The organism is Rhizorhabdus sp., assembly GCF_018006725.1.
Lineage (GTDB): Bacteria > Pseudomonadota > Alphaproteobacteria > Sphingomonadales > Sphingomonadaceae > Rhizorhabdus.
Map to the genome: position 1 here is coordinate 1 of NZ_JAGMXV010000030.1, position 18,867 is coordinate 18,867.

The following is an 18,867-nucleotide window of genomic DNA, read 5'->3' on the forward strand; positions in this document are numbered from 1 at the left end:
GGGCCGAGAAGATCTATCGCGAGATACTGGCTGCGTTCCCAGCCAACAAGCGCGCGCAGCAGGGCTTGGCCGAATTGGCCAATCCTTTTACGGGCCGCCCCTATGCCGAGGCGGTGGAGACACTTTTGTCCCTTTATGACCAGAATCGCATGTCCGAGGCGCTCGATGGCGCCATGGCGATGCTGGCGCTCCATCCCGCGCGGGCAGACATGTACAATCTGGCCGGGGCCATCCAGGGCGCGCTGGGCCGATGGGACGACGCCCTTGCAAGCTACGGAAAGGCGATCGCCCTGAACCCGAAGGATGGCGACGCGCTGACGAACCGCTGCGTGGCCCTGCTGCGGTTAGACCGGCTGGAAGAGGCTGCTGAGGCCGGCGACCGGGCCGTCAAGGTGGCAACGCATTCGGCGGGAGCCCATTCCAACCGTGCGATGGTGCTCAAGCTGCTCGGACGGACGCGCGAGGCTGCCGCCGGCTATGACCGGGCGATCGAGCTCGATCCGCGTTCGGCCGAACTGCACTATAACAAGGCCAATCTGCTTCAGGATCTCAACCATCTGGAAGATGCGATCACCTGCTACGATGCCGCGATCCGGCTGAAGCCGGACTATGCGGCGGCCTATTCCAATCGCGGTAACGCGCAAAGACGCCTCGGCCTGCTGTTCGAGGCTCTGGCGAGCTACGACAGCGCCATCGCGATCCACCCCGGCTTTGCCGAAGCCCACTCCAACCGCGGCATTGTCCTGCGCGATATGAAACGGCACGACGAAGCGCTGGAAAGCTGCGATCGGGCCGTCGAACTTCAGCCGGATTCAGCCGCGATCCTCTATAATCACGCGACGATCCTGCAGGATCTCAATCGCCTCGAAGCGGCCGTTTCGAGCTATGATCGAGCGCTGCTGCTGGATCCGGATCATGTCGATGCGCATGGCAATCGGGGCGGCGTACTGATGACGCTGCACCGGTACGACGAAGCGCTCGCGAGCTTGAGCAAAGTCGCTGCGCTTCGACCCGACGATGCGACGAGCCACTATAATCTCGGCCATATACTCCAGATGCTCGGGCGCCTGGACGAAGCTGTCGACAGCTATCGCACAGCCGTGGCCCTGAAACCGGATCATGCCGAGGCCTATGCCCATCTGCTTCACCAGAAGGCGAGGATGGCGCTGTGGGACGAAGCCGAGGAGCGGACTGCACTGTCGATCCTGCACACCGCACCGGATGCGATTCCACCCTTTGCGATGCTTGCCATCGAGGACGATGCGGAACGACATCTTCTGCGGTCTAAGGCGTGGGTGCGGCAGAAGGTCGATGGACCAGGCCTCAGCTTTCCCAGGAAAAGAGGCGATGCCGAGCGCATTCGCATCGGTTATTTTTCGGCCGATTTTCATAATCATGCGACGATGCACCTCATGGCGAAACTGCTGGAGCGGCACGATCGCTCGCGGTTCGAGATCCATGCCTTTTCCTATGGCTTCATCAAGGACGGGTTCAGCGAGCGCGCGGCGCGGGCCGTCGATGCATTTCATGATGTCAGCGGACTGGACGATCGGGCAATCGCCCAGCTTGCCAAGGACCGGCAGATCGACGTCGCCGTCGATCTGAAAGGGCACACCCAGGAAGCGCGGCTCGGAATTTTTGCGCATCGGCCCGCCCCGGTCCAGATCGCCTTTCTGGGCTATCCCGGTTCGACCGGCGCGAGCTTCATCGACTATCTCGTCGCCGACAGCGTGGTGATCCCCGAAACCCACAGCCATTTCTACTCGGAGCAGATCATCCGGCTCCCCGATTCCTACCAGATCAATGACGACAGTCGCGTCGTGCCGGCGTCGCAATCCACCCGGGCCGATCATGATCTGCCTGCGGAGGGCGTCGTCTTCTGCAGCTTCAACAGCAGCTACAAGATCAGACCGGCGGAGTTCGGCATCTGGATGGAGATCCTTCATCAGGTCGACGGCAGCGTTCTATGGCTGTTGCGCGACAATCGCTGGGTCGAAGCCAATCTCAAGCGCGAGGCGGCCGCCCGCGGTATCGCCCCCGAACGGCTCGCTTTTTCCGACAAGGTGCCGCTACCCGAGCATCTTGCCCGCCATGGCTGCGCGGACATCTTCCTCGACAGCTTCAACTGCAACGCCCACACGACCGCCAGCGATGCGCTGTGGGCGGGCGTGCCGGTCATCACCAAATTGGGCCAGAGCTTCGCGGCGCGCGTCGCGGGCAGCCTGCTGCATGCGCTCGACATGCCCGAACTGGTTACCGAGACCGAGGCAGATTATGCCCGGCTCGCGATCGAGCTGGCTCAGCATCCCCAGCGCCTCGCCGCCGTAAAACAGAAGATATCCCAGAACCGACGGACGACTCCGCTGTTCGACACCGAAACCTTCACCCGGAACATCGAACGCGCCTATGCGCTTGCGCATCAGCGTCATCTCGATGGTTTGCGACCTGCGCCGCTGACCATCGTCGATGACGCTCGGCATCAGCGAAAATACGCGGCCTGAACCCTCTCGCTCCGGTCGCCTTCCTTTAGGCCCCGCCGACCTGGGTCAGCACGAAGGCATAGGCTTCGGCATCTTCGCGGAGCGAGTCATAGCGACCCGACTTGCCGCCATGGCCGGCACCCATGTTGATCTTGAGCAACAGCAGATTGTCGTCGGTCTTGGTCGCGCGCAGCCGCGCCGCCCATTTGGCCGGCTCCCAATAGGTCACGCGCGGATCATTGAGCCCGCCCGTGATCAGCATCGGCGGATAGGCTTTCGCCTCGACATTGTCATAGGGGCTGTAGCTGCGGATCAGGTCGAACGCCGCCGGATCGGTGATCGGGTTGCCCCATTCGGGCCATTCGCCCGGCGTCAGCGGCAGGCTTTCGTCCTGCATCGTGTTGAGCACGTCGACGAAGGGCACGTCCGCCACCACCGCGCCCCACAGATCGGGGTCGGTGTTGGCGACGACGCCCATCAGCTCGCCACCCGCCGATCCGCCATTGATCGCGATCCGCCCGGCCTGCGTCAGCCCGGCGGCGATCAGGCCGCGCGCGGCGTCCGAAAAGTCGCGGAAGGTGTTCCAACGCTGCTCGGCCTTGCCCTGCAGGTACCAGTCATAGCCCAGATCGTCGCCACCCCGGATATGCGCGATGGCATAGGCCCAGCCCCGATCGACCAGCGACAGCCGCACAGTCGAGAAGCCCGGAGGAATCGCGTGGCCATACGCGCCATAGGCATAGAGAAACAGCTTGCCCGATCCGTCGCGCGGGAAGCCCTTGCGATAAAGCACCGACACCGGAATGCTGCGCCCGTCGCGCGCAGGCACCATCAGCCGCTCGGTTTCGTAGAGCGACGGATCATAGCCCGACGGGATGTCCTGCACCTTCAGCGTCGTCAGCTGCTGTGCGATCGGATCATAGTCGTACACCGTCTGCGGGGTGACCATCGACGCATAGCCGAGCCGATAGGCGGGCGGATCATATTCGGGGTTGCTGCCGGGCGAGACCGTGTAGCTCGCCTCCGGAAAGGCGATGCGATGCTCGCTGCCGTCATAGGCGCGCAGGCGAATCTGATCGAGGCCCTCGACCCTTTCGACCAGCATAAGGTGACGGGCGAAGGCGGTGATGCCACGAATATAGACCGCGTCCGATCCCGCGACGACCGTCTCCCAGTCGCCGGGTGCGGCCGGGTCGGCCCTCGCGACACGGAAGTTCACATGCTCGTCATTGGTGAGGATCCACAGCGACCCATGCGCGCTGTCGACCGAATATTCGCGCTTCACCCGGCGCGGGCTGACCAGCAGCGGCGCCCCGGCGGGATCGTCGGCGGGAACGAGACGCACCTCGCTCGTCTGATTGTCGCCGGTCGCGACGACGATCCAGCGATCGTCCTGCGTCTTGCCGACCCCGACGTTGAAGCCGAGCTCCTCGGTCTCCTCATAAAGCGTGACATCCTCTGCCGGATCGCTGCCCAGCCGGTGGAGCCGCGCGCGATAGGTCCGCCAATTGTCGTTGACCTCGGTATAGACCAGGCTGCGCGAGTCATTGCCCCACGCCACCGCGCCATTGGCGACGGTCGTGACCGTCTCGATATCGGCTCCCGTCGCGAGATCGCGGATGCGCAGTTCGAAGCGTTCGGCCCCGCTGCGATCGGCCGACCAGGCGGCAAGCCGCCCGTCGGGGCTGACGCTCAGCACCTGCAGGCGGAGATACTCATGGCCCTCGGCTTCGGCCGGCTCGTCGAGGAGAATCTGCTCTTCGCCGCCCGTAACAGGCTTGCGATACCAGACGCGATATTGGCCGCCGGGTCGGAAGGCCCACCAGTAGAGCCAGTCGCCGTCCTTCTGCGGCACGCTGGCATCGTCTTCTTTCAGCCGTGCCTTCATCTCGGCGAACAGCGTCTCGACCAGCGCCTCGTGCGGGTGCATCGCGGCGTCGAAATAGGCGTTCTCCTCGCGGAGATAGGCGAGCACGTCGGGATCGTCGATCACAGGATATTTCTGGTCCTTCAGCCAGAACCAGGGGTCCTCGATCGTCTGGCCGTGCCGCGTATAGGCATGCGGCCGTTGTGCGGCGACGGGGGGCGGTGGCAGCATCGGCATCAGGCTCCGGTCGGCATCAGCGCGTCGAGCGCCGCGCGCTCGGCATCGTAAGTCGCCTGCAGGCGCACCGCCGCCTCGGTGATCGCATCGGCCTCCGCGACATTGCCGGCGGTCACCGCCGCCTCGCGACGCCGGTCGAGCTCGGCAAGCGCATCGGCCACCGTCGCCCGCGACGAATCGAGGCTGCTGTAGCGTTGCTGCGCGACGACCCAGGCTTCGCTGCCTGCCTCCTTGCGCAGTCCGGACGCGATTTCCGCGCCTTCCTTCGCCAGGCTGTCTCGAAATGCGGCATCGGCTGCCTCCGCCCGGGCGACGATCGCGGCGATATCGGCCGAGGCCGGCAGCGGCGCGGGCATCGATTCGGGGGCAGCGGGCACGGGATCGGCCTTCAACACCTCCCGCTCGACCGGTCGCGGCGCCAGCGAGGGATAGCCGCTGCGCACATCGGCACAGGCCGACAGCGCGAGCAGGGCGAACAGGGCCGAGCCGGAGGGCACGGAGAAACGGCGAAAAGCGGGGCTGAACATGGCGCCGGGTCTAGGCCGCGCAGAAAATCTGCGCAACGGGGTTGCGCCCGACGCCTTACCCCACTAGATGCCCCTCCCACAGCGCGCCCGTAGCTCAGCTGGATAGAGCATCAGACTACGAATCTGAGGGTCGGACGTTCGAATCGTTCCGGGCGCGCCAATTTCTTCCCGATATCCAGAATGCTCCTCCGGGGCTCATGAACGCTCTGAAGCTCCATGGCGCATCTGCCATAGCGGGCAATGAGGAGGCGCGGGTGATCTTGCGAGGCCGACTTCGCCGTCCGCTTACAATACCCCATTAACCCAATCTTTCCCTCTGCCATGCCATGGCGATTCCATGCGTTGGGCGAGGATGTTCAAGGGCTGGCTTTCGGGCCTCCGGTCGCGGCAGTGGACGCGCAACAGCAGCGCCATGCTGGGCGGGCTTGCTGCCATAAGTCTGCTGGGTGGTGCGGTGGTCGTCGCGGCGCTGGTGACCCGGCTCGATACCGACGCTGCCGAGCGCAGCCACGCTACCGCCAGCGGCGTGGTATCTTCCCTGCTGCATGTCCAGTCGAGTGGCGCCTACAACACCGGCCGCTGGGACGATGCGACGCTGCACCTCTATGGTGCGCTCGACCAGAGCTGGGCGCGCAGCAACATAAGCGGCGATTATCTGGCCTATGTGATCGATGCTCGCGGGAGGACCCTGTTCTCGCAGCGCGCGGACGGAACGATCGATCCGCCGCTTGCCGAGGCCGCACCGGCAGCGGTGAAGGCGATGCTCGCGCAGCTTCCCCGCGACGCCAAAAGTGCCGCGCGTCTCAAGGACGGCATTTCCTTTTTCGATCATTACCGGGGTCAGCCCGCCGTGTTCGGCGTGATGCCGATTATTCCGCTGAGCGCCAAGGTCGCGCTTCCACGCGGCCCGCTGCGGCACCTGATCTATATCGACATACTGACGCCGTCGGGCATGACCTCCTTCGCAAAGCGCTATCAATTGACGGGCCTGCGGACCGATATCGTCGATGCGCCTTCTTCCTTTCCGCTGAAGAACCTTCGCGAAGAGCCGGTGGCATCGATCGCCTGGACGTCCGAGCACCCCGGCAGCGCCGGCCTGAAGGCAATCCTGCCGATCCTGATCCTGATCGCGAGCGGAATTGCCGGTCTTACCTGGGCGCTCGAACGGATGATCAGGCGGCAACAGGCGCAGCTTGCGGCCAGCAATGAACAATATCAGGCGATGGCGCGTGAGGCTGAAAGCGCAGCCCTCCGGGCGGAGCTTGCACGGCGAGAGGCCGATATTTCGCGCAGCCGTGCCGAAGCTGCGGCGCAGGCCGAGGCCCGCGAGCGCGAGCGCTCCGGCGCCGCCCTGAAACAGGCCGCTCGCTCGACAGGCCTGGATCTGCAGGCACATCTGGTGGCGCTGGTCGAAGATCTGGCTCGCCTTGCGGGACAACTCGACGAGACGGCCGACGCCGCCTGGGCCGCGACCCAGGCTCAGGAAGGCCATGCCGGCTGGGTCGGCGCCAAGAGCGCCAATGCCGCTGCCGCACTCGACGAGGTTCTGACGGCCTCCGCCGGGATGGCGAACGCCGTCCAGTCGATCCGCCGCGAGGTGGAGAGCACCCGCGACGCGGTCGCTTCGGCCGCGCGTCACTCTTCGGAAACTGCGATCGGCAACGAACAGCTATTGTCGCATGTGGACGGCATCGGCTCCGCCTCCGACGCGATCCTGACCGTTACGAAGAAGACGCGGCAGTTGGCCGTCAACGCGGCGATCGTGGCAGCGCACGGCCAGAGCGCGCATGACGGATTCTCGGTCATCGCGCGCGAGATCAAGACGCTGTCGGAAAATAGCCGTCTCTCGGCAGGGCAGATTGCTGACCGGCTCAAGGCCGTTACCGAATCGGTCCACCGCAGCGTCGATGCCAGCCTGAGCATCGACACCGATCTGCAGGACATCCTGCAGTCGATCAGCGCCACTGACGCCGCCGTCCGCGCGCATGAAATTGCAGGTGATGCGATCTGCGAGCGCGTCGAACATGCGCGGCGGGAATCGCACGCGGTTGGCGGGCTCGTGCGCGAAATGACCGATTCGATCGCCCATGTTCGTGCCAGTGTCCGTCTGACGCGCGAAGTCAGCGCCTGTGTGCGCGAACGGGTCGAATTGCTCGAAAAGGCGCTCGGCAAGGCCGTATCGGAACTCATGGCCGCCTGACGGCTGCCTTCTGCCGTTGCTGCAGGCAAAAGAAGCCCGCCGGGATGAACCGGCGGGCATAGGGGGAAACCGGAAGGGGGAATAAACCGGTTGGGGGCCAAACGCCCGGCGCTGCGCCGGGTTCCGTCCGACCCGAAATTTTTTATGACCCGATTTCAGAGAGCCGGATCGTCTCGGTCCTGAGCGCCCCCCGATGCGCCATCGGCCCCGATGAAGCTGATCTTGCCGTTGGTCTCGAGGATCGCCCAGGCGACGTCGCGTATCCGGGGATAGCCGGCCAGCCGCATCTCGCTCTCGATTTCCGCCCGGGTAAGGCGGTCGCGCCGGAGGTTGTCGGCCAGCAACTCGCCATGGCGGATGATGACGCGCGGTTCGCCCTCCAACAGCTTCTCCACCCGGGGGGACAAGTAGCTCGCCCAACTAAGGACGATGCCCCAGAAAGCGAAGGTGACGATCGCCAGCGTCGCACCGGTCAGGCTGAAATCATTGTGGGTCACGCCCTGCTGGATCAGATCGCCCAGCACGATCAGCGTGACCAGTTCGAACGGCGTCATCTGGCTGAGTTCCCGCTTCCCTAGCAGGCGAAGCAGCCCGTAGAGGATGAAGAACATCGCGGTGGCGCGCAGCACGATATCCATCAGGGCAGCACCCTTGTCGCCAGGTTCAGCGATGCGACGGGACGCTCCCCATCGAACAGGGCGATCCTGCCCCGGTTGCCGCCGAACAGGGGCGGATTGATCTGCCCGTCGAATTTGAGCTCGATCGGCTCACCGGCTTTGGCCGGACCGAAGGAGAAGCGAAACAGCCCGCCGCCGAAACTCTCCTTTTCTGCTGCAGGAATGGCCGAATTGACTGTCATGTCACGCCACAGGCTGGGCTCGACGCCCAGCACCAGATCGTCGAACGCGCGGTGGGGGACGATATGGATGCGGGTCTCGTAGAACAGGCCGTTGCGGAGGATCGAAGGCGTCGTCACCTCCAGCCGCGCGGCAGGGCTATCAATGACATGGCTGGGGTTGGGCGTTCCGCCCGCGAACCCCGCGATCGCTGCCAGCAGGATCGCACCCGTGACGACCAACGAGGCGAGCTTCGGCCGCCGCAGCGGTCCCGGCAGGCGATGGTGCCGCTCCTCGATGCCGTCCGGAATCGCCTTTTCCTGTCCCATGGGGCAGTGAACCGGCAGCCCGGCGCTTCGTTCCGACCACTGGCGCGCAGGCCTGCGATGGACGAAATCATTCGAACGGACCCCGGCCGCGCCTTGTCGTGGCAAGTGAACGATCAATAACTACACGAAATATAATTACACAGATATGAAGATATTTGACGCTTCACCACGCCTTCTGCCAAATCGATGATCTAAATAAAATACGGAACCTAATTTTCGTTTCCGCATAGGAACGAAGCCGACCTGTTTCTTTCTCATAATTCCTAAAGGTTCGCGCATCTTTACCATGTTGCACATTTGCAACGGTCGCGATCTTCGATGAAATCATGGGAAACTTTTGCCACCAACAACCAGTTTTCCCTCCCGTCCCGGCCGTCGTCGGGGATGCCCAGCGTTTCGGGCTGTCGATTGGAGAAAATTGGATGAAGTTCGCAGTCATTGCCGCCGCCCTGGCAGCAACCCTCAGCACCGCCGCCATCGCTCAGGACCGCTCGCCCGACGGCAGCGAACCGGCCGTGAGCATCGAGCCCTATGTCGGCATTCTCGGCGGCTATCATAATTTCGATCGCGCCAGCGAATTCGGCACCGTCGGCCCGCGCGGCAAGATGGACGGCGCGCTCGTCGAAGGCGTCGCTGGCGTCAACATTCCGTTCGGCCCGGTCTTCGTCGGCGTCGAAGGCAATGCCGCCAAGGGCTTCAAGGACATCGATTGGGAATATGGCGTGAAGGGCCGCGTCGGAATGCGTGCGGGCCAGAGCGGCCTGATCTACGTCTCGGCCGGCTATCAGTGGGTCAACGGCCGCCGTGGTTTTTCCGACCAGAAGGACTGGATGTACGGCGTGGGCGTCGAAGTGGGCCCGAAGGAAATCGGTCTGGGCGGCGTTTTCGGCGAAGCCGGCCCGCGCATCCGTCTGCAGGCCGACACCTATGACTTCGACAGCATCCGTCCGATGGCGGGTCTCGTCTTCGCTTTCTGATCCGATCGGAAGTCACCACAAAAAGGGCCTCGGCATCGCTGCCGGGGCCCTTTTAGCGAGCGGGTCATTTGCTGACGGTGGCGGCTGTCGCCGACCGTGCGGCCAGCGTGACGATCTCGCTCGGCGCGTCGCGCAGACGGATCGTCCATATGTCGCCGACGGGCTTTGGAACGCGCAGCGTATCTCCGGTGAAGCCTTCGGCTATGGTCAGCGGGTTGGCTTTGCCCGACCCGATCGACTGGATCAGAAAGAGTCGCTCCCCCTTCACCAAGCATTGGCCGGTCCCTGAGCAGTCGACCGACATGATCCGGGGAAGCCGAGCGAGGATCGCCAGCGGCTGCCAATCGCTTGCCCCGCTCTCGCGGACCACCCGGAACTGTAGCGGACCGAAGGCGGCGGGCCCCAGCTTGGCCGGATCGAGCGACGCTACCAGCACATCACTGCCCTGGATCTGAAGATCGGGCCCTGCGACGAGATCGATATGCGTGTCCTCGTCGATCGTCGCGATCTCGACGCGATCCTTGGCGGTCAGACGGGGTCCCTCGTTCAGCCGCGCCGAAAAGACCATCTGGCCCGTATCGGGCAGAAGCTGGTCGCCTTTCGTGGTCAGCGCGATCGAACCGGTCGAGTGTCCCATTTTCAATGTCCGGTGGAGCAGCGAGACGCCCGGTCGCGCGGCCTCGAAAGCCACCGATACCGACAGGGTTCGTCCGTCCTTCAAGCGCACCCGCGCTCTCGAGGGGCCGTCCTCGAGCGGACCGCCTTCCTCGGCGGCGATCGTGAGCCGGTCGACATCGCCATCCCTGCGCAGCGCCGTCGGCTGCAGTTCCCGCTCGCCCAGCGAGACTCGCTCGACCTGATCGAGTCGCTGACCCGACAAGGTACCGAAACGATCACCCTGATGAATCGTCAATCCATCGAGCCGACTCGCCTGGGCATAGGCCCGAACCGACAGACTGGCCGGTTCCACCGCCCCCAGTTGGCGCAGTTCGATAGTCAGCGGGCCCGGCCGCATGTCCTTGAGCGGCAGTGTCAGCCGCAGTCGCCCCTGATCGGTGACAGTCGCATCGACGGGCACCGCAGAATCATTGCCGCGACGGACAGAGGCGCTGACGACACAGGCCGGTGATGGCCCCTCAAGTTCGAGCGGATTGTCTCGTCCCGAGACGAGGCTTGCCGGCTCTCCTGCGACGCGCCACTCGCCCGTTGCCGGAAACTCGAGCTTGAACGCAGGCCCCTCATATGGGTCGAAGCCCCAAAGACCGTGCAATCGCGAGGTCAGTTTACCCGTCAACCCGGCGGGCAGCGGTCCGTCGATCAGATAGCCGCCCTTGTCGGCCCGCGCGCGGACCGGAATGTCCACCGTGCCGCCCAGCGCTTCGATCCGCAGTTTCACCTCGCGCAGATAATCGGTGGCATAGATCAGCGGCGCGCCGTCTACCGGGAGCAGGAGATCCGGACGGGCTCCGCAAAGCGGACGGTCGACTGCTGCGCGCAAACGGGGCGGGCTGTTGGCCTCGATCGCCGGCATGCCCGCTACCAGCACCGAACGCGGTTTGGCGAAGGACGGAGCGGCGTTTAGCAGCAGCGCCGCCCCCTCGCCCTGGCGCTGGGTCAGACTGGGTAGATAATCCAGCTGCGGATTGCTGAACGCGCCGAACACCCGAGCGATGTCGCGGACGACGCCAATATAGGGGCTATAATAGCCCATCCCGGCTTCACGGGTGGAACTGAGCTGCAGGGCGAGGTCGACCGGCGCGCCGGCAAGTGTCTCGGTCAGCGACGAGCTGTGGACATCGGCCAGCACCAGCGCCTCGCGATGTTCGAGCAGGCAGGCCGCCTGCAATTCGAGCACTTTGTCCAGGCAGTCTGCGTTGAGCTTCATCGACAGGCTGCGCGCCAGCATCGGCGCAACGCTGCGCAGATATTCGGGGTGGCTGTTCTCCTGCGCTCGAATCGCGCCCATGAAGCTGTCGAGCCGCGCGCGATCGAGCGAGGCCTGGTTCAGATCCTGGGTGGCCCGGACAAACTCTCCCGGCTTGCCCCGCACCGCATCGCCGATCGCTCCGGCTGCACCGCCGCTTTCGGGCACGAGGAAGAGCACCAACTGACGGGCGCCCTTGGGCACCGTCAGGTCGAGCTGGCGATCCTTCTCCTTCTTCTTCCACGGTTCGGCCGACGCGATCCAGTCCTTGGCCGGGGGATTGGTCGCTCCCTGAAGGAAGGCGGACATCAGCAGGAAGCGGGCCCGCTGGTCGGTCGGGAAGTCGGCTAAGACTCGGATCCGATCCCCCTCCTCCAGGCTGGGTACCTGCGCGATCGGCAAGGTCACTGCGCCGCGCGTCACGCTGATCCGCAGCGCCGGGCCCGCCAGATCGAAGGGCGCCGGTTCCGCTGGCGTCGCCACGCCAGGCACGAACAACGCAACGGCCGCAGCCACCCCGCTCAAAGGCGCGAAAAGCCGACGCCGGTGCCGTATCGAAGCCATGGCCGCTGTAATGGAGCATGCCGGCCCCCGGTCAACCCGCAGTGCGGACCGCTCGTGGCCTTCTCCAAGCCAGAGCGTTGCGAACGGCCGATGACCCGTCAGAAAGCCCGATCCTGTCCGGAGCGGGTTGCGTCGAACGACCAGCGGCCCGCCCCACATAACAGGATGAACAACGCCTCCAGCAGCATCGCGACATCGGTGCGCGCTTCATGCGTCATGCTCAGAAAGCCATAACGGTCGAGGTCCCGAACGTGGAAGATCAGCCAGTCATGACCAAGCAGGATCGGAAGCTTGGTGCTGAGCAGGGCCACCAGCATGATGATGATCAGCGGCACCGCAGCAACTCGTGCGAGAAAGCCGATCAATATCAGCGCACCGCATAAAAATTCGGTCACGCCGACGAAGGGCGCCATGACATCAGCCAGAGGAATGCCGATCTTGGCGAACCGTCCGGCGCCCAATATCTCTGGATAGGCGAGCTTCTGATAGCCCTCCAGGATGAAGACGAAGCCAAGGCTCGCCCTGATCAGGATGTTCCAGCGCCCATCTCCGGCGCTCGACCACCATTTGCCCATCGACATATCGGCTCTCACGCTCTGGCTGTTTCCGGCCTTTCCTGCCTCTCATGGTCGGCCCTTGGCAAGGGCGGCAGACGGGGATAGGCCGATCCCATGAGATCGAGCCTTCCGTAGGAGCGAGGATTTTCCGATGCGGAAGCTCATGTCGATCCTGTTGCGAATCGAGACAGCCCTGGCGCTGCATCTCGCCTGGGTTCTGGTGTTCGTCGTCCCCCTGCGCATTACCCGCCGGCTCTTCGGCGCCGTCGAATCCCCCCGCAATAGCGACGACGCCGCCAATCTCCCGCAAGGACGGTCATTCGATCGCGCGAAGGACATGGCGCGCCGCTTGCGCCATGTCGCGGACCGGCTCCCCTGGCACAGCACCTGCCTGGTACGCGCGGTCGCGGGACAGATGCTGCTGACGCGCCGGGGCATCGCAGGCGGCTCGATCCGGTTCGGCGTTCGCAAACAGGATGGCAAGCTCGAAGCCCATGCCTGGTTGCTGCTGGGCGGCGTTGCCCTGATCGGCGGCGAGGAGGCAGACGGCTATCTTCCGCTGGCGGACCTCGGCCATGGAAGCCCCGCCTCAGGCCGCCACTAGGCTGTGCGCAGACACGCGCTCGCATGGTGGCTCGCGGGCACATTGCTTGCGATCGGTATCGCCGCCAGTTGGACGGTCGGATGGCGTCTCTCACGCGGCGAGCAATGGCCGATACCAGCTGCACGCGCGCCAGCACAGGACCTGCGCCTGCGGACCAGTGACGGCCTGTCGATCGCTGCGACTTACCGCCCCGGCCGTTCACCTGCAGGTCCGGCCGTTCTGCTCCTCCACGCCAAGGGTCAATCGCGAGCATCGATGGCGGCGCGCGCCGAATGGCTGTCCAGCCTCGGCTATGCCTCGCTCGCAATCGACTTTCGCGGGCATGGCGAGTCCGACCTCGCGACCCGCACCAACGGCTATAGAGAGGCCCGCGACGCGCAGGCAGCCTTGGCCTGGCTGAAGGAGCGGCAGAATGGTGCTCCGGTCGCGGTGCTCGGGATCTCGCTCGGCGGCGCCGCCAGCCTGATCGGGGAAGCGGGCCTGCTGCCCGCCGATGCCCTGATTCTCCAGGCCGTCTATCCCGATCTGAGGAGCGCCATCCGCAACCGCATCGCGCAACGCCTGCCCGCCCCGCTACCGACGATTCTCGAACCGATGCTCAGCCTGCAGACCCTGATTCGGATCGGGATCGCGCCGTCCCGCCTGTCGCCGCGCGACGGCCTTTCGCGCTTCAAGGGCCCCGTACTGGTTATGGGCAGCACCGGCGACGAGTCGACCACAGCCGCAGAAACCCGCGCCCTTTTCGCTGCCCTGCGCGGCGACCGCAGCCTTTGGCTGGTCGATGCCGGTGACCATGCCGCGATGTGCGACCTCGACGACGGTCTCTATCGCGCCGTCATCGCATCCTTTCTCCGCCGAACGATCGGAGTGCCCGACGTCCGCCCGGCAGAAGAATGATCGTCGATGGGAAGTGCCTGATCGTACATGTCCTTATGGGCGTATCGACCGAAAAGTCGACCTCGACCATATGGGGACCGTGGCCATCCCCCTCGTGCCACAGCTTTCTGGTGCTCCGCCCGCCTAACCTTCCAGCATCCTCCTAGGGCGGAGCACCTTTTTTCCTCTCTTCTCTCGTAAACAGAGTGATGACGGAGCGACACTTGTTGCCCGCCGGTCCGCGCGCGATGTCCGCTGGCGAAGCCAGACAGGATGATCGTCCCATGAATCGCCGTTTTCTCCTCGTGCGTCGACCGAACGGCATGCCCGTCTCGGAGGATTTTCTCCTCGTGGAAGCACCGATGCCGGCTCTGCCGCCAGGCGGGCTGATCGTCAGGAATCATTATGCGTCGCTCGACCCTGCCCAGCGCGGCTGGATGGATGACGTGCCGAGCTACATGCCGCCGATCGCACTCGGCGACGCGGTGCGCGCCGCGACGCTGGGGATTGTCCATGCGTCCGACAATCCCGCCTTTGCGCCGGGCGACTGGGTCCGTGGCTCTCATGCACTCGAAGATTATACGGCGGTGCCTGCGGGGGGCTTCACCCGGCCGATCGATATCGATGCCGTAGAGCGTCCTACGCTGTTTTTGTCGGCTCTCGGCGGCAACGCGATGACCGCCTATTTCGGCCTGCTCGACGTCGCCAGACCGCGCGCCGGCCAAACATTGCTCGTGACGGGCGCCGCCGGAGGTGTCGGCTCGATCGTCGGGCAGATCGGTCGCATCATGGGGTGCAGGACGATCGGCATCGCCGGTGGCCCTGAGAAATGCAGGCGCCTCGTCGATCAATTCGGATTCGACGCGGCAATCGATTACAAGGGCAAGACCAGTTCGGTTCTCGCGTCGGAAATCGGAGCACAGGCCCCCGGCGGCGTCGACATCCTTTTCGAAAATGTCGGAGGCGACGTGATGGACGCGGTGCTGCTCAACCTTGCCGAGCGCGCGCGCATCGTGCTGTGCGGCCTCATCAGCGAATATAATGCGACCGGGAGGGTCGGCATCCGCAACCTCTGGCAGATCCTCGTCCGTCGCGCGACGCTGCACGGAATGATCGTCGCCGACTATATTCCCAGATTCGCCGAAGCCGCCGACGACATCAGCCGCTGGCTCGCCGAGGGGCGACTGCATGTCGAGGAAGATGTGCAGGATGGGCTGGAAAACGCCTACCCGACATTCATGCGGCTGTTCAGCGGTGCCAATCGCGGCAAGCAGATTTTGAAGATCGTCTGACGGGACAGGGTGGCGATCCGGCTTCGAACCGCCCTGCGCTGGAGCCCCTGGGGGAGGCTTTTCGTCCAGCTTTTCAAGTGGTCGGGGCGACAGGATTCGAACCTGCGACCCCCAGACCCCCAGTCTGATGCGCTACCAGGCTGCGCTACGCCCCGACCAAGGCTGCGCGCTTTAGGAGGGTCGAAGCGACTTGGCAAGCGCCCGGTTGCCACTTCCATGCGGAACGTGATAGGCGCGCGCCACTTCGAGGCCATTTTTCGGCCCTTTCTCTTTCCGGGATGCCTGACCCATGTTCGCTTCTCCCGCCTATGCCCAGGCCGCCGGTGCGGCTCCTGCCGGTGGCGTCGCTTCTTTCCTGAGCTTCGCGCCGCTGATCTTCATCTTCGTGATCTTCTATTTTCTGCTCATCCGTCCGCAGCAGAAGCGGATGAAGGAACATCGCGCGATGATCGACGCGGTGAAGAAGAACGACATGATCGTCACCGGCGGCGGCATCGTCGGCAAGGTCACCCGCGTCGACGAGGGCGAGGTCGAGGCGGAAATCGCCCCCAACGTCCGGATCAAGCTGATCAAGGGCACGATCTCCGAAGTCCGTCCGGCCGGCGCCGGCAAGCCCGCCAACGACTGATCCCATCATGCTCGATTTCCCGCGCTGGAAAATCTGGTCGATCTGCCTCGCGCTCGCGATCGGCGTATTGATCTCGATCCCGACCTTCATTCCCGAATCGGTGGCACAGCGCTGGGGCATCGGCAGCATGCCGCGCGTCAATCTGGGCCTCGACCTTTCGGGCGGCAGCCATCTGATGCTCGAGGCGGATACCACCGACCTCGCCAAGCAGAATCTGATCCGCATGGAAGAACTGGTCCGCACCGAGATGCGCCGGGCCGATCCGCCGATCGCGATCGGCGACATTTCGACGACGGGCGGTCGCCTTTCCTTCTTCGTCCGCGACGGAGCGCGCGTCGATGCGGCGGTCGAGCGTCTGCGGACGCTGACCCAGCCTTCGGGCATGACCGGTCAGCGCGACTGGAACGTCCAGGTTGTCGATTCGACCCGCGTGGTGCTGACCCCGACCGAAGCCGGCCTCGCCCAGGCCACCGACGCCGCGATGCAGGTTGCGACCGAAGTCGTCCGCAAGCGCATCGACGAGATGGGCACCCGCGAACCGACCATCATCCGCCAGGGCGCGGAGCGTATCGTCGTCCAGGTTCCCGGCCTGCAGGATCCGGCGGCGCTCAAGGCGCTGCTCGGCAAGACCGCCAAGCTGGAATTCAAGCTGGTCGACCTCACCGCCAATCCGCAGGACGCGGCCCAGGGCCGCGCGCCCGTGGGCAGCGAGATCGTGCCTTATCCCGACAACCCCTCGGGCGTGCCGTTCATCGCGGTCAAGCGCCGCGCTATGCTGACTGGCGACGAGCTGATCAACGCCCAGCTCAGCTATAATCAGCAGACCAACGAGCCGGTTGTCTCGATCACCTTCAACAGCGAAGGCGGCCGCAAGTTCGCGCGCGTCACGCAGGAGAATGTGAACAAGCCTTTCGCAATGATCCTCGACGGCAAGGTGCTGTCGGCGCCGAACATCAACGAGCCGATCCTCGGCGGTCAGGCGCAGATTTCGGGCCGCTTCACCACCGACAGCGCCAACCAGCTCGCCATCGCGCTGCGCTCGGGCAAGCTGCCGGTCGCGCTGAAGGTTGTCGAAGAGCGTACCGTCGGACCCGATCTCGGTGCCGATTCGATCCGTGCCGGCACGATCGCCAGCGCGATCGCCGCCATCGCCGTCGTGATCTTCATGTTCGTCAGCTATGGCCGCTTCGGCTTCTATGCCGACCTCGCCGTGGTCATAAACATCTTCGTGATCCTCGGCGTGATGGCGCTGCTCAACGCGACGCTGACCCTGCCCGGCATTGCGGGCTTCGTGCTCACCATCGGTACGGCGGTCGACGCCAATGTGCTGATTAACGAGCGCGTGCGCGAGGAAATCCGGCGCGGCCGGTCGCCCACCCAGGCGGTCGAGCATGGCTATAAGGAAGCCAGCCGCACCATCTTCGAAGCGAACGTGACCCACGCGATTGCGGGTATCATCATGTTCCTGCTCGGCTCAGGCCAGGTCAAGGGCTTCGCGGTCGTGCTGCTGATCGGCATCGCCACCTCGGTCTTCACCGCCGTCGTCTTCACCCGCATGCTGGTGTCGCTGTGGCTACGTCGCACGCGCCCCGCGTCCCTCCACATCTGATCGGAAACAGTGCCATGCGTCTGCTGAAACTGGTTCCCGACAATACCAATATCGGATTTGTCCGGCTCCGCTTTATCGCCTTCATCCTCACCGCATTACTGACGGTGGCCGCAATCGGCGCCACCGCAACGCGCGGACTCAACATGGGCGTCGATTTCGTCGGCGGCCTGATGATCGAGGCGAAGTTTCCGACTCCACCCTCGCTCGACGCCGTTCGCAGCAATATCGACGCGCTCGGCGTCGGCACGAGCTCGCTCCAGCAGTTCGGCGATCCGGGCACGATCTCGATCCGCCTGCCCGTGCCCGAGAGCAACGATCCAGGTGCGACCAACGCCGTGGTCAACAAGGTCGATGCCTCGCTCAAGAAGCAGTTTCCGGGCGTCGTCTTTACCCGCACCGACACCGTCTCGGGCAAGGTTTCGGGCGAGCTGATCCAGAATGGCGTGCTTGCCGTCGTGCTCGCGGTGTTCGGCATCGCGGTCTTTTCCTGGCTGCGCTACGAATGGCAGTTCGGCGTGTCGACCTTCGTCGCGATCGTCCACGACGTGTTGATGACGCTGGGTTTCTTCGCGGTGACCCAGCTCGAGTTCGACCTGAACATCGTCGCGGCGGTGCTCACGATCGTCGGCTATTCGATCAACGACAAAATGGTGATCGACGACCGCATCCGCGAAAATATGCGCAAGTTCCGGCAGATGGACATGAAGGCGCTGATCGACCTGTCGGTCAACGAGACGCTGCCGCGCACCGTGATGACCTCGGTCACCGTGTTCCTCGCGCTGGGCGCGCTGCTGCTGTTCGGCGGCCATGTGCTGCGCGGCTTCGCGGCCGCTATGCTGCTCGGCGTCGTTGTCGGCACCTATTCGTCGATCTACGTCTCCTCCTCGCTGCTGATCAGCCTCGGCCTCCAGCCGCTGCGCATCGCCAAGCCGGAGGCCGGCCGCCCCGAAGCCGAGCGCGTCGGCCCCTGAGGCGCGAGCGATGGTGAGTTTCGATCGTGAGGAAGCGCCGGGAGGGCCGACGATACGCGGCTTTTCCGGCACCTCTTTCCGCGTTCAGGACCGGATCGTGCCGGGCGGCCTGTGGCTGACGCCGGACAATGCGCTCGACTGGTCGCCGCCGACCGTTGCCGATCTGCGCGCTTCGCATGTCGAATCGCTGATCGACACGACCCCGCCCCCCGAATTTCTGCTGCTCGGCACCGGCCCATCGATCGTGCGACCGAGCCCAGCCTTCGTCGCGGAGATCGAGGCGCGCGGTTTTGGCGTCGAGGTGATGGACAGCCGCACCGCCGCCCGCGCCTGGAACGTGCTGCGCGGCGAGGACCGCTGGATCGTCGCGGCGCTGATGCCGCTCTGAC

The 18,867-nt window shown here is 64.7% G+C and carries 16 protein-coding genes and 2 tRNA genes; 11 read left to right on the top strand and 7 right to left on the bottom strand.

Annotation, left to right across the window (positions count from 1 at the left end; genetic code table 11):
• Window positions 1–2,501 (top strand): tetratricopeptide repeat protein (locus tag KAY22_RS06720; RefSeq protein ID WP_296621461.1); only part of this gene is annotated, 2,501 nt, incomplete at its 5' end.
• 25 nt (window positions 2,502–2,526) lie between these two features.
• On the opposite strand, the gene KAY22_RS06725 is transcribed toward KAY22_RS06720, so the two are convergent.
• Together KAY22_RS06725 and KAY22_RS06730 are read right to left on the bottom strand one after the other, a co-directional pair.
• Window positions 2,527–4,584, bottom strand: a complete 2,058-nt coding sequence (locus KAY22_RS06725; RefSeq protein WP_296621463.1) for a S9 family peptidase — start codon at window positions 4,582–4,584, stop codon at window positions 2,527–2,529.
• Entirely contained in the window at window positions 4,584–5,111 is a 528-nt protein-coding gene (locus tag KAY22_RS06730; protein ID WP_296621465.1) for a hypothetical protein, read from the bottom strand. Before KAY22_RS06730 ends, KAY22_RS06725 begins: the two co-directional genes overlap by 1 nt.
• Before the next feature lie 83 nt (window positions 5,112–5,194).
• On the opposite strand from KAY22_RS06730, the gene KAY22_RS06735 reads away from it, so the two are divergent.
• Window positions 5,195–5,271, top strand: a tRNA-Arg gene (locus KAY22_RS06735).
• Window positions 5,272–5,448: 177 nt separating this feature from the next.
• Window positions 5,449–7,311: a methyl-accepting chemotaxis protein gene (locus KAY22_RS06740; protein ID WP_296621467.1), complete on the top strand. Its 1,863-nt coding sequence runs from the start codon at window positions 5,449–5,451 to the stop codon at window positions 7,309–7,311.
• A gap of 155 nt (window positions 7,312–7,466) precedes the next feature.
• On the opposite strand, the gene KAY22_RS06745 is transcribed toward KAY22_RS06740, so the two are convergent.
• A complete protein-coding gene (locus KAY22_RS06745) occupies window positions 7,467–7,949 on the bottom strand; it encodes a DUF421 domain-containing protein (RefSeq protein ID WP_296621469.1) in 483 nt (160 codons plus the stop codon).
• Window positions 7,949–8,476, bottom strand: coding sequence for a hypothetical protein (locus KAY22_RS06750; RefSeq protein ID WP_296621471.1), 528 nt, complete (start codon window positions 8,474–8,476; stop codon window positions 7,949–7,951). Before KAY22_RS06750 ends, KAY22_RS06745 begins: the two co-directional genes overlap by 1 nt.
• 422 nt (window positions 8,477–8,898) lie before the next feature.
• Here KAY22_RS06750 and KAY22_RS06755 point away from each other — a divergent pair, with 422 nt between their 5' ends.
• A complete protein-coding gene (locus KAY22_RS06755) occupies window positions 8,899–9,453 on the top strand; it encodes an opacity protein (protein ID WP_296621472.1) in 555 nt (184 codons plus the stop codon).
• Window positions 9,454–9,517: 64 nt separating this feature from the next.
• Here the strand turns inward: KAY22_RS06755 and KAY22_RS06760 are convergent, their stop codons facing one another.
• Both KAY22_RS06760 and KAY22_RS06765 read right to left on the bottom strand, forming a co-directional pair.
• Complete coding sequence (locus KAY22_RS06760; RefSeq protein ID WP_296621474.1) at window positions 9,518–11,893, bottom strand: hypothetical protein; 2,376 nt, start codon at window positions 11,891–11,893, stop codon at window positions 9,518–9,520.
• Window positions 11,894–12,039: 146 nt separating this feature from the next.
• The gene (locus KAY22_RS06765; RefSeq protein WP_296621477.1) at window positions 12,040–12,522 is read right to left on the bottom strand and encodes a DoxX family protein; all 483 of its coding nucleotides are present in this window, start codon (window positions 12,520–12,522) and stop codon (window positions 12,040–12,042) included.
• Between the two features lie 127 nt (window positions 12,523–12,649).
• Between KAY22_RS06765 and KAY22_RS06770 the strand changes: the two genes are divergently transcribed.
• From KAY22_RS06770 to KAY22_RS06780, 3 genes are all read left to right on the top strand, one after another.
• Window positions 12,650–13,102 (top strand): lasso peptide biosynthesis B2 protein, encoded by a 453-nt coding sequence (locus KAY22_RS06770; protein ID WP_296621480.1) that lies wholly within the window; start codon window positions 12,650–12,652, stop codon window positions 13,100–13,102.
• Between the two features lie 3 nt (window positions 13,103–13,105).
• A complete protein-coding gene (locus KAY22_RS06775) occupies window positions 13,106–13,999 on the top strand; it encodes an alpha/beta fold hydrolase (protein ID WP_296621483.1) in 894 nt (297 codons plus the stop codon).
• A gap of 263 nt (window positions 14,000–14,262) precedes the next feature.
• Window positions 14,263–15,270 carry an NADP-dependent oxidoreductase gene (locus KAY22_RS06780; protein WP_296621485.1) on the top strand — a complete coding sequence of 336 codons (1,008 nt, stop codon included), beginning with the start codon at window positions 14,263–14,265 and terminating at the stop codon, window positions 15,268–15,270.
• A gap of 78 nt (window positions 15,271–15,348) precedes the next feature.
• Here KAY22_RS06780 and KAY22_RS06785 read toward each other — a convergent pair.
• Window positions 15,349–15,425, bottom strand: a tRNA-Pro gene (locus tag KAY22_RS06785).
• 134 nt (window positions 15,426–15,559) lie between these two features.
• On the opposite strand from KAY22_RS06785, the gene yajC reads away from it, so the two are divergent.
• The 4 genes from yajC to KAY22_RS06805 are packed head-to-tail and all read left to right on the top strand — an operon-like array spanning window position 15,560 to window position 18,866.
• Window positions 15,560–15,898 (top strand): preprotein translocase subunit YajC, encoded by a 339-nt coding sequence (gene yajC, locus KAY22_RS06790; RefSeq protein WP_296621487.1) that lies wholly within the window; start codon window positions 15,560–15,562, stop codon window positions 15,896–15,898.
• Window positions 15,899–15,905: 7 nt separating this feature from the next.
• On the top strand, window positions 15,906–17,507 hold the full coding sequence (gene secD, locus KAY22_RS06795) for a protein translocase subunit SecD (protein ID WP_296621488.1): 1,602 nt from the start codon (window positions 15,906–15,908) through the stop codon (window positions 17,505–17,507).
• A gap of 14 nt (window positions 17,508–17,521) precedes the next feature.
• Window positions 17,522–18,478: a protein translocase subunit SecF gene (gene secF / locus KAY22_RS06800; protein WP_296621489.1), complete on the top strand. Its 957-nt coding sequence runs from the start codon at window positions 17,522–17,524 to the stop codon at window positions 18,476–18,478.
• 10 nt (window positions 18,479–18,488) lie between these two features.
• Window positions 18,489–18,866: an MTH938/NDUFAF3 family protein gene (locus tag KAY22_RS06805; protein WP_296621490.1), complete on the top strand. Its 378-nt coding sequence runs from the start codon at window positions 18,489–18,491 to the stop codon at window positions 18,864–18,866.
• The last annotated feature ends 1 nt before the right edge of the window (window position 18,867 follow it).

Bases quoted from the DNA above. Each gene is read 5' to 3' on its own strand.
- KAY22_RS06770 (WP_296621480.1), top strand. From the start codon at position 12,650: ATGCGGAAGCTCATGTCGATCCTGTTGCGAATCGAGACAGCCCTGGCG.
- KAY22_RS06805 (WP_296621490.1), top strand. From the start codon at position 18,489: ATGGTGAGTTTCGATCGTGAGGAAGCGCCGGGAGGGCCGACGATACGC.
- KAY22_RS06725 (WP_296621463.1), bottom strand. From the start codon at position 4,584: ATGCCGATGCTGCCACCGCCCCCCGTCGCCGCACAACGGCCGCATGCC.
- secD (WP_296621488.1), top strand. From the start codon at position 15,906: ATGCTCGATTTCCCGCGCTGGAAAATCTGGTCGATCTGCCTCGCGCTC.
- KAY22_RS06730 (WP_296621465.1), bottom strand. From the start codon at position 5,111: ATGTTCAGCCCCGCTTTTCGCCGTTTCTCCGTGCCCTCCGGCTCGGCC.
- KAY22_RS06755 (WP_296621472.1), top strand. From the start codon at position 8,899: ATGAAGTTCGCAGTCATTGCCGCCGCCCTGGCAGCAACCCTCAGCACC.
- yajC (WP_296621487.1), top strand. From the start codon at position 15,560: ATGTTCGCTTCTCCCGCCTATGCCCAGGCCGCCGGTGCGGCTCCTGCC.
- KAY22_RS06780 (WP_296621485.1), top strand. From the start codon at position 14,263: ATGAATCGCCGTTTTCTCCTCGTGCGTCGACCGAACGGCATGCCCGTC.
- secF (WP_296621489.1), top strand. From the start codon at position 17,522: ATGCGTCTGCTGAAACTGGTTCCCGACAATACCAATATCGGATTTGTC.
- KAY22_RS06750 (WP_296621471.1), bottom strand. From the start codon at position 8,476: ATGGGACAGGAAAAGGCGATTCCGGACGGCATCGAGGAGCGGCACCAT.
- KAY22_RS06745 (WP_296621469.1), bottom strand. From the start codon at position 7,949: ATGGATATCGTGCTGCGCGCCACCGCGATGTTCTTCATCCTCTACGGG.
- KAY22_RS06765 (WP_296621477.1), bottom strand. From the start codon at position 12,522: ATGTCGATGGGCAAATGGTGGTCGAGCGCCGGAGATGGGCGCTGGAAC.
- KAY22_RS06740 (WP_296621467.1), top strand. From the start codon at position 5,449: ATGCGTTGGGCGAGGATGTTCAAGGGCTGGCTTTCGGGCCTCCGGTCG.